The sequence below is a fragment of the Bradyrhizobium sp. USDA 3262 genome, from assembly GCF_054060035.1.
This window is the reverse complement of the sequence record NZ_JBSSCT010000001.1, coordinates 982,671-998,416: the sequence shown is the minus strand read 5'-3', so window position 1 is coordinate 998,416 and position 15,746 is coordinate 982,671. Positions and strand designations below refer to the sequence as shown.

Genomic DNA, 15,746 nt, shown 5'->3' with positions numbered 1-15,746 from the left:
GCATTCCCGGATTGCGCTGCGCTCCATCCGGGCTACGAAGCGCGCAAACAAAACGGCCGGCTTATCGCCGGCCGCTTCGCAAATCAGCTAATTCGAAACGGATCAGACCGCAGCGGTGATCCACTGCTGCAGCTTGGCCTTCGGAGCGGCGCCGACCTGACGGGACGCCATCTCGCCGCCCTTGAAGATCATCAGGGTCGGGATCGACATCACGCCATACTTCGAAGCGGTCTTCGGGCTCTCGTCAACGTTGAGCTTCACGATCTTGACCTTGTCGCCCATCGCGCCGGAAATCTCATCGAGAGCGGGCGCGATCATGCGGCAGGGGCCGCACCACTCGGCCCAGAAGTCGACGACCACCGGCCCGGTCGCCTTGAGCACTTCGGCTTCGAAATCGGCGTCAGAAACCTTGCCAACGGCCATGTGAGTACCTCGTTCGGTTGAGACAAAAGGGCGGTTGAGAATCGCGCCCGGGAGCATGGGTCAAACCTATGAACGCCCCCTTGCCGGGTCAAGGTTGCTCACGCCGACATGAACTTATGCCAGGGCGGCGTCCAGCGCGGAGGCGGAAATCTCCATGATTTCAGTCGTTTCGGTCCAGAGCAGGGCGGCCCGCACGGGCAGCTGGGGATAAAGCTTCGCCAGCACCGCGCGGTACAGCGCGAGCTGCCGGACATAGCCCCGCGGCGCCCCGGCGGCGGTCCTGGGCGGGGCATGATTGGTCTTGAAATCGACGATCAGGACATGGCTAGGGGTCACCACCAGGCGGTCGATCTGGCCCGAGACCAGCGCCTTCGGCTGGCCCGAGCGCTCCAGCCGCCCGACGATCGAGACTTCCGCGCGGCTGCCGGGCGCGAACACGGCGGCAAAGCGCGGATCGCCGATCAGGGCGAGCACCTGATCCGCGAGCGCGGCCTGCTCCTGTTCGCTCCAGCCGTCGGCATTGCGCGCGAGGAAGCCGAGCGCGGCGGCGCGCCGCCGCTCGAGGGCCACGTCGGGCAGCGATTGCAGCAGGCGATGCACCAGCGTGCCGCGTTGCAGGGCGCGGGCGCGCAGCAGCACCGATTCGCCGGTTCGGATCGGATGGCTGTCGTCATCAGCCGGATCGGACGGACGCAGCATGCCCGCCGCTGATGCTTCCGGTGCGGCCGGCGCACGCAGCCAGGACGGCAACGCGATCGGCGCCACGGCCGTTGACGCAGCCGCGCCGGTGAGATCGGCGGCGTCGTCCGGCCGCGAATAGCGCATCACCTTGCCGCTCGGCGTCTCCAGCTCCTCGAGCTTGAGCCCGGAATTGGCGAGCCCCTTGGTGATCAGATCGTACCAGGACGATTTCCGCACTGTGTTCATGTTGCCCGGCATGCAGCCGCCGACGATCAGCCGGTCGGCGGCACGGGTCATCGCGACATAGAGCAGGCGGCGATACTCGTCCTCGGTGTCGCCGAGCATCGCCTTGCGGGCATCGGCGACGTTGGGCGGATCTTCGGCCTTCTTGCCGGCCCACACCACGACGCCGGGCGCGTTCGGCGCGGCATTGCCTTGCGGTAGATGGATCAGCCGCAGCCGCTGCGTGTCCGACGGCGAGGTCGTGGTGTCGACCAGGAACACCACCGATGCCTCGAGGCCCTTGGCGCCGTGCACGGTCATGACGCGGACCTCGTCGCGCGAAATCTCCATGTCGCGCTTCACCTCGGTGTCGGCGGCGCGCAGCCAGGCGACGAAGCCTTGCAGCGAGGCCGGCGCCTTGCGCTCATAGCTCAGCGCAAGCTCGAGGAACTCGTCGAGCGCGTCATTGGCCTCATGACCGAGCCGGCGCAGGATGCGTGCCCGCCCGCCATCGCCGCCGAGCAGCCAGGCGTAGAACGCGAACGGCGTCTCCTGGGTGAAGCGGCGCTCGCATTGTTCGAAACGGCGCAGCGCGGCCGAGAATCGCTCATCGGTCGGTGCCTGCGCGGCCAGTGCCTCGCGCAGCGAGCCGCGACGCTGGTACGCCAGCTTGAACAAATCGTCGTCGTCGAGGCCGAACAGCGGGCTCTTCAGCGCCACCGCCAGCGCGAGATCGTCCTGCGGCAGCAGCAGCGCATCGGCGAGGTTCATCAGGTCGATGATCGCGATGTGCTCGGTCAGCTTCAACCGGTCGGCGCCGGCGACCGGGATGCCTGCGTGCTTCAGCGCCTGGATCACCGCGTCGAAGGCGTTGCCGCGCCGCCGCACCAGGATCAGCATGTCGCCGTAGCTGAGCGGCCGCCGTCCGCCGGCGCTGCCCGTCATGGTGCCGCTGGCAACGAGGCGCTTGATCTCGGCCTGGATGCGCCTTGCCAGCTTCACCTCGGGGCTGGTCACCGAGACACCGTCGAACGGCGCGCGCCAGCCCTCGATGTCCTGGCGATCGTCGGCGACCGCGAGATCCCAGAGCTCGATCAGGCTGGGGCCGGCGTCAGTCATCGCATTGTGGATCGGGTAGCCGTTCTCGACCGCATGGATGCTGCGGAAGATCTCCTGTTCGCGGAACACATGGTCGACCGAGTGCAGGATCACCGGCCCCGAGCGGAACGAATAGGTGAACGACACCGGGTCGAATTTCAGCCCGGCTTCCTCGAACCGCCGCTTCAACTCGCGCCGGCGCAGGTCGAATTCGCGCGGCGCCGCGCCCTGGAACGAGAAGATCGACTGCTTCTCGTCGCCGACCGCGAACACGGTGCGCACCAGGCCGTCGCGCGCGCCGGCGCCGGAGGTGAATTCCGAGATGATGTGCGCGACAATGTCCCATTGCCGCGGGCTCGTATCCTGCGCCTCGTCGATCAGCACGTGATCGACGCCGCGGTCGAGCTTGTAATGCACCCAGCCCGAAGAGACGCGGTCGAGCATCGCCAGCGTCTTGTCGATCAAATCGTCATAGTCGAGCAGGCCACGCTCCAGCTTCTCGCGCCGGTAATGCGCTGCGGCCGCGGTCGCGATGTGGATCAGCGCCTCGGTGCGGTCGCGCGCGACCACGGCGCGGCGGCGTTCGATCAGGGGACCGAGACGGTCGATCTCCGCCTCGAACCGATGGCCTGCGACCGGATTCTTCTTGATGAAATTGTTGGTGACGACAGACGCGCGCGGCGCGCGGTCGTCGGTCAGGAAGACGCCGAGATATTCCTCGACCTGGGCTGCACCGGTGAAGGTCAGCGCGGCCCGCAGTCGCTCGGCCTGCTTCTGATCCGCCTTGCTGCTGGTGTCGAGCAGCGTCGCCATTTCTTTCCAGCTCGACCGCGGCAGATTCGGCCCGTCGACGATCTCGCGCTCGACATCCTCGATGCGAATGTCGGCGGAGACGCCGAGCGCGGCCGACATCTGAGCGGCGGCGGCCGCGGCGTTGCCGGCGGCATCGGTCCAGGCCATGAAATGGTCGCGGCTGAGGCAGGCCTCGCGGACCACCTCCTTGAAAGTGACGTCGGCGGCATTTGCCATCGCCGTCCGCAGCGCGCGGCCGATGGGACTGTCGGGAATCCGCGACGCCTCGAGGAACACCGCGAGATTGGCGCGCTCCATCATCTCGTTCTGGTCGCGGTCATCGAGCACGGCAAAGCGCGCCGGCACATTGGCCTCGAACGGAAACTGTTGCAGCAGGCGGGTGCACAGCGCGTGGATGGTCTGCACCTTCAAGCCGCCCGGCGTCTCCAGCGCGCAGGCAAACAGCTTGCGCGCCTCGCGTCGCAATGTGGCGGAAGGGTGAGCGATACCGGCCTCGCGGATCGCGGCGTCGAGCCCGGTGTCGTCGAGCGTCACCCAATGGCCGAGCGTCGTGAACACGCGCTCGGCCATGTTCGCCGCGGCCGCCTTGGTGAAGGTGATGCAAAGGATCTTTTCCGGCGGCACGCCTGACAGCAGCAGGCGGATCACGCGCTGCACCAGCACATGCGTCTTGCCCGAGCCGGCATTGGCCGACACGAAGGTCGACGCTTTCGGATCGGACGCGCGCGCCTGCGCGTCGCGCACGGCGGGCGGGATGGGCCTGATAGCTTTCACCATTCCTCGATCCCCAGGCCGCCGGCGGCGGACCATTCCTTGATGCGTGCGAGGTCGTCATAGGCGCCGTAGCGGTTCGCCCACATCGAGAGGTTCAGCGAGGTGTAGGCCTGCTGCTCGTCGTCGAAGGCGCGGATCAGGGCTTCGAGCTTGCGCCGCGCGCTGTCGGCGGCCTCGTCGGGCGGCTGCGGCGTGTCGCTGGTCTTGATCTTCAGCTCCAGCGAACGCTGCTCGCCCGGCGGGTTGTTGCCGCTCAGCCTGACATAGACGAGGTCGCCGACCGAGGAGTCCGCTGGAATCTCGGCGAAGCCGCCCTCGCGCAGGATCGCGGCTTCCAGCGTCAGCTGCGGCGACAGGCCCATGCGCACCTGCTTGCCGGTCGGCGGCTGGCCGGTCTTGTAGTCGAGGATCGCAAAGCTGCCGTCGTCGCGCCGTTCGATCCGGTCGGCACGCGCCGAGAGGGTGAAGGCCCTGGCGTCGTCGAGCGGAATGCCGATCTCGCCGCGGATTTCGGCCTTGATCGCAGCAATATTGCCGCGCCGGGCCTGCTCCCATTCGGCAAACCATCCGGCGATGCGCTGGAAGCGCGGCCACCACAGCGCCCGCGCCTCGGGCCGCTCCATCAGCGGCGCAAAATATTTGGCCCCGATCTCGCGCAGCGTGCGCAGGGTGTCGGCGGGCAGCGCATCGGAATAGACTTGGGTGAACTCGCCGAGCGCCTCGTGAATCGCCGAGCCGCGATCGGCCGCCGACAGCGGCATGTCGACGGGGTCGAGCGGATCGAGCTTGAGGATGTAGCGCGCGTAGATCGTGTAGGGATCGCGCAGCCAGTCCTCGATCGCGGTGACGGACATTTTCAGCGGCCGTGCTTCGCGCGGCGGCCGCGGCTCCGGCTGCGGGATCGGCTCGACCTTGTCGGGCCGGTCGAGCTCGGCGGCATATTGCACGTAAGTTTCGCCGGCCGATGTCGCGGCCTTCCAGCGCGCCTCGCCGGCAACCGCTTCGAGCCGGTGCAGGAACCGCGAGGCGACCGCCGGCGCGCCGCCGACCTTTGCGGCGTGGGTGAGGATCACCTCGTCATGGCCGAGCAGCTGCGCAAAGTCGTGCGCGGACAGGCCGATGCGCCGCTCGGGAAGATCGAGCCCGAGCTCGTGCCGCATCGGCCGGCTCAGCCAGGGATCGATCCGCGGCGCCGGCGGCCAGACGCCCTCGACCAGGCCGCCGAGGATGACGCGATCGGATTCGGTGAGACGGGCTTCGAGCTGGCCGAAGATGTTGAGTTGCGCGCGCGCCGATTCCGGCCGCCGCACCATGCGGTCGGCGAACGCGGTCTGGAACACCTCGGGATAATCGGCGAGCGGCGTCATCAGCCCACTCGGCTGCTGCTTGGCGAGCAGCTCGTCGAACGCGGACGCCAGCGCCGCACCGGCGCGCTCCTCGAACACGACAGCAACGCTGTTCCGGTCGCCGGACAGTGCGATCAGCGCCTCGCGGTGGCGCGCCGCCAACTCCGCGAAGTCGTAGGGCTTTGACGACGCCATGCCTTCGAGCGGCGCCAGCGCCGCCTGTAATTTGGCGATCAGGCCCTCGGCCTGGTTGAGCTCGTTGTCGCGCAGCCGGGCGCGCGGCTCCATGGCGTGCAGCGACGAGGTCTCGCCGCCGTGCAGCTTGACCAGCTCGGCGCGGAAACGGGCGAAGTCGCGCGCGAGACCGCCGGTCCCGGCTTGCGGCCGCGTGCCACGGAGCAGCGCGATCTCCAGCACCTCGATCGTACGCCGGAGCGCGCCATGCGAACCGCCGAACCGGAACAGTGGATGCTTGAGCAGCGCGAGCAATGTCGGCGGCTCCAGCCCCTTGGCCGCAGCCTCCGCGGTGAGGCGGGCGAACAGGCCGGCCGGCGTTTCCATCAGCGCGTCGCCGCCGGAATCGTCGAACTCGAGCTTCCAGCGCGTCAGCGACGCCATCACGCGGCGCGCCAGCGCGCGATCCGGCGTCACCAGCGCGGCCGACTTGCCGAGATGCCGCGCCTCGCGCATCGCGACCGCGATCGCCAGCGCCTCCATTTCCGGATTGGGCGCTTCGACCACGGTGAGGTTGGTCATCCCTGCGGAAATCCGCGCCACGATCTCCGGCCGCTCCAGCCGATCATGCCACTGCGCGGTCGCGGTCGAGGGACGCATCGTCTCAGACACCAGCACCTCGCGGCCGAGCGGCGCGGGCTCGGCAAGGCTCTCGACATCGCGGCGCTTGATGCCGAAGCGGTCGAGCAACGCGTGCATCGCGAATTGCGGATGGTTCGACGAGGGCGGCGTGGTGAACCTGCCGTCGTCGCCGCGCTCGCCGCCGATCGTGTTCCAGGAGTCCTCGTCGAGATCGGTGTCGAGCCCGGGCAGCACCACGGCGCCGTTCGGCAGCTTCGCCACGGCGTGCAGGAATTTCGCCGTCGCCGGCATCGAGCCGGTCGAACCGGCGGCGATCACCGGGCCCGTGGGATGCGCGGTGAGCCGCGCCGCTTCCGCCTCGATCAGGAGATCGCGGCGCGCCGCGGGCTCGATCCGGCCGATCTCCTTGAGGTAGTTCGGCCAGGCGTCGCGCGCGATGCGCAGGAAGTCGAGCGAGTGCTGCCAATATTTGTCGAGCTGATCCGGCACCAGGCGGTCGAGCGCGCGCCAGTCGACGCCGCGCGTCACCATGTCGTCCATCAGCCGCGCCAGATCGCCGGCGAGTTGCAGCGTCGAAGCCGGGCCGCCGACCACCAGCGGCGCCGATACCGGCGTCTTCGCCCAGGCCGCGACCAGATGCGCCAGGGTCAGCCGGCGCTCGAGCTCGCCGAGCCTTGGCGGAATCTCCAACGGCGCGGCGCCGCCGACGTCCTCGCTTTGGTCGGCGAAGGCGAGTTCGTCCTCATCGATGTCGCCAAGCGCGACGATGCGCGGCAGCACGGCGGCGTCAGACTCGAGCACATCGAGGAAGATTTCCCGCGCCAGCCGTCCGGCACGGCGGGTCGGCAGATACAGCGTGGCGTTGGCGAGCCTTGCCGGATCGCTCTGCGCCTCGAATCCCGCGACCAGCCGGCCATCGACCAGCGCCGAGATGACGGTGCGCAGGAACGGCGCAGAAACGGGAACACTGAAGACGCGCATGGGCTGCCTGATTCGAATCCGGCGCCAATATAGGGAGCGGCGGCCGTCGTTAGCCACCCCTGTCGAAGAACCGTCACCGCTCAATATCGCAATCGACCGGCGCAGCGATCGACGGCATCCAGGAACCAGCGCAGCGCCGGATCCCGGGCGGCGCGGCTTGGGTGGATCAGGTCGATCGCGAAGGCGGGGATGTCGATCGGCGGCGCGACGACGGCAATGTCGGCAAGGTGCGTGAAGCGCCGGGCGACGCGCTCGGCCATCGTGGCGATGAGATCGGTGCCGGCCACGGCGAACGGAACGGCCACCACATGCGCGAGCGTCACCGCCACCCGTCGCTTCAGTCCATGGCGCGCCAGCAGCGCGTCGATCACGCTCGGCAGGCCATCGCCGCCGGCCGCCGAGAACAGCGCGTGCGGCAGGGTCGCGTAATCTTTCAGGCTCAGGCGCTCCGATCGATTCGTGCGTGCATCGCGGACGCAGACAAAGCGTTCCTCGAATAGCCGGTGCCGGACACAGCGCGGCGACTCCGGCAGGTGCCCGCCGATCAGCGCATCGAGTTCACCGCGCTCCAGCTTCGCCAGCGCCACCGTCGCATCGGTGAGCGGGCGCACGGCAAGGTCAATGCCGGGCGCTTCGATGCGCAGTAGTCGGGTCAGTTCCGGCACCACAACGAGATCGCCGTAGTCGGTCGCGGCGATGGTGATGCGCCGTCGCGCGATCGCCGGATCGAAGCCCTGATCGGGCACCAACGCGCTCCGGATTTGCCGCAGCGCTTCGCCGATCGGCCCGGCCAGCGCCAGCGCCTTTTCGGTCGGCTGCATGCCCGCGCCGGCACGCAGGAACAGTTCGTCCGCAAACAGCGCACGCAGCCGCCGCAACGCGCTGCTCATGGACGGCTGGGCGAGCCCGATGCGCTCGGCCGCCCGGGTCACGTGGCGCTCCTCCATCAGCGCCTCGAAGGCGACCAGCAGGTTGAGATCGATGGCGGCTAAATTCATTGTAGCAATAGTGCATATAAGAATAATCGATTTCAACAATGATTTGCCCCGGCCTATGCTCGTTGGTCGGACATGACGACGGGACCCAGGAATTTGGCGAGATTTGCGAGGCTGGTGCCAAGCGGGCCGACACTGCTGATCGTCGGCGTGCTGGCAGGATTGGCTTTCCCTGCCTTGGCGGATGGCGTGCGCCCGCTGATGGCGGCGGCGATCTTCGTTCTGGTGCTCGGCACCTTTCTCCAGGTCGACGGGACAGCGTTCCGGCGCGCATTGCGGCGGCCGCTGGTCTGGCTGCTGTTGCCGGCGCTCGCCATGCTGGCGAGCCCGCTTGCCGTCGGCTTCGCGGCGCGCGGCGCCGGCTTTCGACCCGAGCTGATCGTCGCATTGGTGCTGTCGGTGTGTGCGCCGCCGTCGAGCGGCACGGCGGCCGTCGCGCGTATGCTCGGCTTCGACGCGACCATTCCGCTTGCGGTGACGCTGCTGTCGATGGCGCTGGCGCCGGTTACCGTGCCGCTGATCGCTGCGGGATTTGCCGATCTCGCGCTCGATCCGCTGGCGCTTGCGACGCGGCTGGCGCTGCTGGTCGGCGCCGCCGGCGCGCTGGCGTTGCTGCTGCGCCGTCAGGCCGCTGCACGATTGGTGCAGCATGCGCGGATCATCGACGCGCTCGTGCTCGCCTCGCTGCTGCTGTTCGCGATCGCCACCATGGCGGGGGTGCGCACCCAGATCGAAGCGCAACCGGCCGCCGCGTTCACCTGCGTCGGCCTTGCCTTCGCCTGCAATCTTGCCCTGCAATTGTGTGGCGCGCTGCTCACGCCGGGCAATCTGGCTGCGCGGCTGACCAGCGGCCTCATTCTCGGCAACCGCAATGTCGGACTGGTCTGGTCGGCGATGGGCGCTGCGGTATCGCCGATGACGGCGTTGTTCTTCGCCGCCACGCAGTTTCCGATCTATATGACGCCGCGGCTAATCGAGATGCTTGTTCGCCGCGAGCGCAAGGAGAATGCCTCACCATGAGCGCGACGATCCTGACCGAAGAGCTCGCCGTCCGCTTCGCGCGCATCGCGCTCGGCCATGTCACGCGCGAATATCCGAACAAGCCGGATCACGTGCTGGCGGGGCCGCAGGACGCGCGCACGCCGCGCGAGCTGCATCCGGTGTTCTTCGGCAGCTACGACTGGCACTCCTGCGTCCACAGCTACTGGATGCTTGCCCGGCTGCTGCGCCGCTATCCCTCATCCGGGGCGGCGGGCGATATCCGCGCGCTGTTCGACGCGCAGTTCGTTGCGGAGAAGGTCGCGGCGGAATGCAGCTATCTCGCCGCCCCGACCGCACGCGGCTTCAAGCGGCCTTACGGCTGGGGCTGGCTGTTGAAACTCGCGGCAGAGCTCTCGCTCCTCGAGAACAGCAGCTGGCACGACCGGATCGCTCCGCTTGCCGAGATCTTCGCGCAGCGCTACCGCGATTTCCTGCCGCTCGCCACCTATCCGGTGCGCGCCGGCACCCATTTCAACACCGCGTTCGGGCTGCGCATGGCAGCCGACTACGCGGCGGCGACACAGGACGATGCGTTCGGCGCGCTGTTGCGCGACACGGCGCTGCGCTGGTACGGCGCCGATCAGGATTGCCCTGCCTGGGGTGAGCCGAGCGGCGACGACTTCCAGTCGTCCGCGCTGATCGAAGCGGAGTGCATGCGCCGGCTGCTGGCGCCGGGTGACTTCCTGCCCTGGTTCGACCGCTTCCTGCCGCGGCTCGAACTGCGCGAACCGGCAACCCTGTTCCGACCTGCCACGGTCACCGATCGCACGGACGGCAAGCTGGCACATCTCGACGGGCTCAATCTCAGCCGCGCATGGTGCTGGCGGGCGCTGGCCGGTGCGTTGCCGGCGGCCGATACGCGCCGTCCGATCCTGCAGGATGCTGCGCGACGCCATCTCGATGCCGGCCTGCCGCATATCGCCAGCGACTATATGGGTGAACACTGGCTTGCGAGCTTCGCGGTGCTCGCGATCGACGCCGATGGCTGACGACGGGCGCCGCCTAAGCGACGCTTTCCAGGTAGGCTTCTTCCGCAGCCTGGATCGCGTCGGGAGTCCCGACATGCATCCAGACGCCGTCGAGGCGCAGGCCGAACAGCCGCTCCTGCTCGTTGGCGCGGTCGAAGATCTTGGTCAGCGAGAACTCGCCGGCCGGCGCGTCGGCGAACAGCGCAGGCGACATGATCGCGGCGCCGGCATAGACGAACGGCACCACCTGGTGCTCGCGCCGCTTGCGCAAGGCGCCATCCGGCAACATCGAATAGTCGCCGCGCCCGCCATAGCCGATGCTCGTAGCGGTCGGCGCCATCAGCAGCAGGATATCCATCCGCGCGGGATCGAAGGTTTCCGCGAGCCGCGCCAGATTGGAGCGCACGCCGTCGATCCACATCGTGTCGGCATTGAGATGGAAGAACGGCGCGTCGCCGAGCAGCGGCAGCGCCTTCACCACCGCGCCGCCGGTGCCGAGCACCTGGTCGCGCTCGTCGGAGATGATTACGCGCGGACGGCTGCGGGTCTTGACGTGCTCGATGATCTGATCGGGCAAATAGTGCACGTTCACGACGGCTTCGCTGACGCCGGCGCCGGCGAGCTTGTCGAGCACATGGTCGAGCAGCGGCTGGCCGGCGACGCTGACCAGCGGCTTCGGCATCGTGTTGGTCAGGGGGCGCATGCGGACGCCGAGGCCCGCAGCGAGCACCATGGCCTTATGGGGTGTGACGGGCATCTTCCGGATATTCTCGGTCATCATCTCTCATGCGCCGATCATATCACGGCGATTCGGCAAGCACATCAATCAGACGCCATAGTCATCGGACATGACGGCCGTAAGACGGCAATGACGACCCTGGCCTAGACGTCGGCAGCTTGCGTGCCGCGTTTGGCAGTTTTCTTCTTCTTGTCGCCTTGTTTGAGAAAGTTGACGCCGATCTGGTCGCCATTGACCCATGCCAGCTCGCAGCGGCGATAGGCCAATCCTGTGGACGACAGCAGCAGAAAGAACTCCTTCAGGTTCAGGCCCTCGACCGAGCCGTCGACGGAGAGCTTGGCGCCCGTCTCCGACACGTCTTCCATGGTGCAGTCGCGCCGCCAGGTGCCGTCGATGCCCATCATGTGCGCCGCTATGCCGCGCTCAAACGTGACACGATCGCCCCTGCGTCGCTCCGTCCCCATCGTGTGGTCCCGCTCCAGATCCGGCCGCGCCATGGATCAGGTGCGGGCTCGGCAACCTTAGGGGGCCTGAGGCTAATAACCCGTAAACTACGGTACTGGAGGAGGGACGTTGGCTGTGTACCAGATGCGGAAGCTGGTCAGCGCCGGATGCGCCAGCGACCGCTCGAGATAGGTCCAGATCCGCGGCTGGTGCTTGAGATATTGCGGCTTGCCGTCGCGGCGGTTGAGCCGCGCAAAGGTGCCGAGCAGGCGGGTGTTGCGCTGCGCCGACATGATCGCATAGAGCTCGGCGAAGCCGGCCGGATCGAAGCTCTCATCGGTCGCGCGCCGCGCCTTGATGTAGCGGGTCAAGAGCGACAGCTCGAGCTGCTCCGGCACATCGAGCCGCGCGTCCTGCAGCAGCGACACCACGTCATAGGCCGCGGGGCCCAGCAGCGCGTCCTGGAAATCGATGACGCCGACGCGCAGGATACCGGTGCGTTCGGCAAGCCAGATGATGTTCGGCGAATGGAAGTCGCGGATCACCCAGGTCCGCGGCGCCGCCGCGGGCTTCTCAAGCAGGCCGCGCCACATCCCGAGAAATTCGGCGCGAAGCTCCTCGCTCGGCTGCACGCCGCGGTCGGGCAGATACCATTCCAGCATCAGCCCGATCTCGATCAACCAGGCGTCGATGTCGAACACCGGGATGTCGTAGCTCTCGTCCGATGTCAGCGGCAATTGCTCCGGCAGCACCTCGCGATGCAGCGCCGCCAGCATGTCGACGGCGGCCTCGTAACGCTCGGCGATCGGGTGCGGTGGATCGCCATCGATGATGCCTTCGGCGCCGAAATCCTCCGTGATGAGGAAGCCGGATCCGAGGTCGATGTGACGGATCGCAGGCGCGGAGAAACCATGCTTGCGCAGACCGTTTCCGATCGCGACGAACGGCCTGACGTCTTCGGCGAGATGCACTGCTGCGCTGTAGGACTGGCCGCTGTAGATCGCCGGGCCGTCGGGACGGCGCGGCGAATTCATCAGGATGACGGTGCCGTCGTCGTTGCGCAGCCGCGCATAGGAGCGCGTCGAGGCATCGCCCGGCATGCGTTCGCGCCGGGCATTGAGAAAGCCCGCGCGATCGAGAAACTGGCGCAGCTCGTTGAGCCGCGCGACCTTCGCCGCGCCCTTTCCGTGGCCGGTGATCTCGGCCGCGCGCGCCGCCGATCCGAGCGCCGGACGATGGCTGAACGCGATATCGATGCGGTCGGCGGGCATCGCGTCGGGCGCGCGTTCCGGCCACTCGATCAGCGCCACGATGTCGTCGGGCAGCGGCGACAGCCCGATCTCCTCGAGCTCACTGGCGTCGTTGATGCGGTAGAGGTCGGCATGAACCAGCGGATACGACGGCAGCTCGTAGCTCTGCGCCAGCGTGAAGGTCGGGCTCGGCACCTCCAGCGCATCGTCGGCGGCGAGGTAACGGATCAGCGCGCGCGCGGCGGTGGTTTTGCCGGCGCCGAGGTCGCCGGACAGTGTGATGACGTCGCCGGCGCCGATCAGGAGCGCGAGGTCGGCCATCAGCTCCGCTGTCGCGGTCTCGTTCGCGAGCGCCACCGAGAATGTCGAGGTCGCCGTCATTCAGCAGCGTTGCGATGTGCGGTCTGGTCGATCGGGAAGTCGCAGGTCACGGTCGTGCCGCGGCCTACGGTCGAATCGACCCGCACCCGTCCGCCATGCAGTTCGACGAAGGAGCGGACCAGCGACAGGCCAAGCCCCGCGCCGCGGTGCCGCGAGCCGTGCGAATGGCTCTCGAACCAGTTGAACACCTTGTCGCGCATCTCGGCCGGAATGCCGGGACCGGCGTCGGTCACCGCAAACACCACGCTGTGCTCGGTGCGGTGCGCGCTGATCGTGACGGTGGCGTCATGCGGCGAGAAGCCGACCGCGTTGGCGAGCAGATTATACAACACCTGCACCACGCGCCGCTCGTCGCCGACGAAGGCGCCGATGTCCGGCTCGATATCGACCTTCAGCGTGATGCGGTCGGTCGCGAGGCGATCCTGGATGCCTTCGGCGGCGGCTTCGATCGCCTGGCCGATATTGACCGGACCGAGCTCGAGCTTCATGGCACCGGCGTCGATGGTGGCGAGATCGAGAATGTTGTTGGTCAGCGCCAGCAGCGCGTTGGTCGATTTGGTGACGTAATCGAGATATTCGGCCTGCTTCGGCGTCAGCGGTCCGGTCGAGGGATCGCTGAGGAAATGCGCGAAGCCGATGATGGTGGTGAGCGGTGCGCGCAGCTCGTAGGAGACGTGGTGGACGAAATCCACCTTCATCTGGTCGGCGGCTTCCAGCGCCTCGTTGCGTTCGCGCAGCGCCCGCTCGACATTTTCGGTGTCGGTGATGTCCTGGAAGGCGAGCAGGGTCTTGCCGTCGGGCAGCGGGATGGTCATGCAATTCAGCACGCTGCCGTCCTTGCGCTCGAGCTTGAGCGCGACCTGGGCGCGGTTCTCGATCGCGGTGATCTGCTCGCGCAGCGTGCGCCAGGTCAGGGCGTCGTCGAACAACGGCCGGCACAGCGCTTCAACTGCCTCGATATGCGGTTCGCCCTGCAGCGCGTCGGCCGGCAGCTTCCACATCTTGGCGAAGGGCGGGTTGAACAGTTCCGCGCGGCCGTTGCTGCCGAACACCGCGACCGCTTCGCCGAGATTGTCGAGCGTCTCGCGCTGCACCCGCGTCAGGCGGTCGTAGCGGCGTGCGAGGTCGAGGCTCTCGGTGACGTTGTCGAACAGATAGGTGACGCCGCCCTCGAGGTTCGGCGTGGTGACCACGCTGATGGCGCGGCCGTCGGGCAGGAACCAGGTGTAGGTCTCGGATTCGACCGCGCGATAGGCCTCGTGCAGCTTGGCCTTCCAGGCACGGAAGTCCGGCTGCTCCGGCAGCTTGCGGTTGGCGCGCAGCCGGTCGAGCACGCTGGAGTCGTCGGGGTTGCCGTCGAGAAAGGCCTGGTCGAGCCCCCACAGCCGCCGATAGGACTCGTTGTAGAAGGTGAGCCGCCGGTCGGCATCGAACACCGCGACGCCCGAGGACAATTGGTCGAGGGTGCGCCGGTGCGCCTCGACCATCCGCGCGATCGCCGCGCGCAATGCCGCAGCCTCGCTGGCGTCGATCGCGATGCCGGCGCTGCCGCCGGAGAGCTTGAGCGCCTGCACGTCGTAGATCCGCCGCTCGCCGCTGACGACGATCGGCAGCCGCGCGGCATAATTGGCATTGTCGTTCAACGCGCGGGTCAATTCGGTGCGCTGGTCGCTTTCGAGCAGTTCGAGATTGCGCTGCAGCGCGTCCGACACGCTCTTGCCCTCGGTGGCGTGGACATAGGCCGCGTTGGCATAGCGCAGATTGCCCTCGAGGCTCTTGGCCCAGATCGGCCACGGCGCGGCGGCGGCGAAATCGCGCAGCAGCTCGGTTTCCTCCTGCAGCGACTTGTAGCGCAGGTTGGACTCGGCGAGCTCGCGGCGCAGGCCGCCGAGCTCGCGGATCCGCACGATGGCCTGGCCGCCGATCGCGCGGCCCATCGCCTCGATGGCGCGGCCGGCCGAGGTCGAGAGGTTGAGCAGGAATGCCTCGCCCTTCTCGCGCAGCGCGTCGACGGCGTGGTCCATCTGCAGCGCCGGCTCGGGCGGCAGCCAGGTTCCGAAGGCGAGGACGCGTTGCGGCGATCCTTCCTGCGACATCACCAGCGAGATGTCGCCCGAGATCTGTGGCCGGTTGTCGCCCGCGGCCCAGGAGATCAGGACCTGCGGCTCGACGAACAGCAGCGCGCGCAGCCGGTCCGATTGCGCCTGCAGGTCCGTGATCTCGGACTGCAACTGCTCCTCGGCCCTCGTCGCGCGCACGCGGGTGCGCATCAGGAGGATCGCGGCGACGGCCGAGAAGCCGACCAGTGCAAGCGACGTCGCGAGGACCGCGACCTCCTGGTGATTGAAGCCGAAATGATCCGACATCGCCTGGGCGACCGGGCTCTCGGCGGCAAACGCGGCGCGAGCCGGCAGCAATGCGGTAATGGCGAGCCCAATCATGCCGTCGCGCGCCAGTGAGGTGCATGACAGCAGGGTTCGACGCATTGCCGCGACTACGCCCGACATATGTTGCCCCAGAACGCACAAACCCCGGGCATGATCCGGAAAAGAGGAGACCGGTGTTCCCTCACGGCAAACGTACAACGTTTGTCCGCCGATCATGCCCAAGCAGGACCAGTCAGCCCGACGAAGACCCCCCGTCGTGCTCGAATCAAACCAGAATAGTCCCAACGGGACTCGGCGAGTAAGAGTCCAGACCGTGAACGCAGAATCCCCTGTGAAAAAATGCCGCCGGGTGGCGCGGATTTTACGCGAATTGACTCCGTAGTCGTG

General features: G+C 67.7%; 10 protein-coding genes. 2 read left to right on the top strand and 8 right to left on the bottom strand.

Annotated elements, in window-relative coordinates:
• Positions 1–102: 102 nt before the first annotated feature.
• From trxA to ACVWYP_RS04595, 4 genes are all read right to left on the bottom strand, one after another.
• Positions 103–423 carry a thioredoxin gene (trxA, locus tag ACVWYP_RS04610; protein WP_016847387.1) on the bottom strand — a complete coding sequence of 107 codons (321 nt, stop codon included), beginning with the start codon at positions 421–423 and terminating at the stop codon, positions 103–105.
• A gap of 114 nt (positions 424–537) precedes the next feature.
• The gene (gene addA, locus ACVWYP_RS04605; RefSeq protein WP_304497906.1) at positions 538–4,014 is read right to left on the bottom strand and encodes a double-strand break repair helicase AddA; all 3,477 of its coding nucleotides are present in this window, start codon (positions 4,012–4,014) and stop codon (positions 538–540) included.
• Positions 4,008–7,154: a double-strand break repair protein AddB gene (addB, locus tag ACVWYP_RS04600; protein ID WP_304497905.1), complete on the bottom strand. Its 3,147-nt coding sequence runs from the start codon at positions 7,152–7,154 to the stop codon at positions 4,008–4,010. Before addB ends, addA begins: the two co-directional genes overlap by 7 nt.
• A gap of 80 nt (positions 7,155–7,234) precedes the next feature.
• Positions 7,235–8,152 (bottom strand): LysR family transcriptional regulator, encoded by a 918-nt coding sequence (locus ACVWYP_RS04595; RefSeq protein ID WP_304497904.1) that lies wholly within the window; start codon positions 8,150–8,152, stop codon positions 7,235–7,237.
• A gap of 93 nt (positions 8,153–8,245) precedes the next feature.
• Here ACVWYP_RS04595 and ACVWYP_RS04590 point away from each other — a divergent pair, with 93 nt between their 5' ends.
• A complete protein-coding gene (locus tag ACVWYP_RS04590; protein WP_304497903.1) occupies positions 8,246–9,169 on the top strand; it encodes a hypothetical protein in 924 nt (307 codons plus the stop codon).
• Entirely contained in the window at positions 9,166–10,179 is a 1,014-nt protein-coding gene (locus ACVWYP_RS04585) for a DUF2891 domain-containing protein (RefSeq protein ID WP_304497902.1), read from the top strand. Before ACVWYP_RS04590 ends, ACVWYP_RS04585 begins: the two co-directional genes overlap by 4 nt.
• A gap of 13 nt (positions 10,180–10,192) precedes the next feature.
• Here ACVWYP_RS04585 and ACVWYP_RS04580 read toward each other — a convergent pair whose 3' ends face one another.
• The 4 genes from ACVWYP_RS04580 to ACVWYP_RS04565 all read right to left on the bottom strand — a co-directional run bounded on the left by ACVWYP_RS04580 (position 10,193) and on the right by ACVWYP_RS04565 (position 15,479).
• Complete coding sequence (locus ACVWYP_RS04580; protein ID WP_304497901.1) at positions 10,193–10,915, bottom strand: nucleotidyltransferase family protein; 723 nt, start codon at positions 10,913–10,915, stop codon at positions 10,193–10,195.
• Positions 10,916–11,040: 125 nt separating this feature from the next.
• A complete protein-coding gene (locus ACVWYP_RS04575; RefSeq protein ID WP_304497900.1) occupies positions 11,041–11,361 on the bottom strand; it encodes a PilZ domain-containing protein in 321 nt (106 codons plus the stop codon).
• A gap of 87 nt (positions 11,362–11,448) precedes the next feature.
• Positions 11,449–12,972 carry a tRNA (adenosine(37)-N6)-threonylcarbamoyltransferase complex ATPase subunit type 1 TsaE gene (gene tsaE / locus ACVWYP_RS04570; protein WP_304497899.1) on the bottom strand — a complete coding sequence of 508 codons (1,524 nt, stop codon included), beginning with the start codon at positions 12,970–12,972 and terminating at the stop codon, positions 11,449–11,451.
• Complete coding sequence (locus ACVWYP_RS04565; RefSeq protein ID WP_304497898.1) at positions 12,969–15,479, bottom strand: sensor histidine kinase; 2,511 nt, start codon at positions 15,477–15,479, stop codon at positions 12,969–12,971. Before ACVWYP_RS04565 ends, tsaE begins: the two co-directional genes overlap by 4 nt.
• Positions 15,480–15,746 lie beyond the last annotated feature (267 nt).

Coding starts and splice junctions, on each gene's coding strand:
- tsaE (WP_304497899.1), bottom strand. CDS start 12,972: ATGACGGCGACCTCGACATTCTCGGTGGCGCTCGCGAACGAGACCGCG.
- ACVWYP_RS04595 (WP_304497904.1), bottom strand. CDS start 8,152: ATGAATTTAGCCGCCATCGATCTCAACCTGCTGGTCGCCTTCGAGGCG.
- addA (WP_304497906.1), bottom strand. CDS start 4,014: ATGGTGAAAGCTATCAGGCCCATCCCGCCCGCCGTGCGCGACGCGCAG.
- ACVWYP_RS04585 (WP_304497902.1), top strand. CDS start 9,166: ATGAGCGCGACGATCCTGACCGAAGAGCTCGCCGTCCGCTTCGCGCGC.
- ACVWYP_RS04580 (WP_304497901.1), bottom strand. CDS start 10,915: ATGCCCGTCACACCCCATAAGGCCATGGTGCTCGCTGCGGGCCTCGGC.
- ACVWYP_RS04575 (WP_304497900.1), bottom strand. CDS start 11,361: ATGGGGACGGAGCGACGCAGGGGCGATCGTGTCACGTTTGAGCGCGGC.
- trxA (WP_016847387.1), bottom strand. CDS start 423: ATGGCCGTTGGCAAGGTTTCTGACGCCGATTTCGAAGCCGAAGTGCTC.
- addB (WP_304497905.1), bottom strand. CDS start 7,154: ATGCGCGTCTTCAGTGTTCCCGTTTCTGCGCCGTTCCTGCGCACCGTC.
- ACVWYP_RS04565 (WP_304497898.1), bottom strand. CDS start 15,479: ATGTCGGGCGTAGTCGCGGCAATGCGTCGAACCCTGCTGTCATGCACC.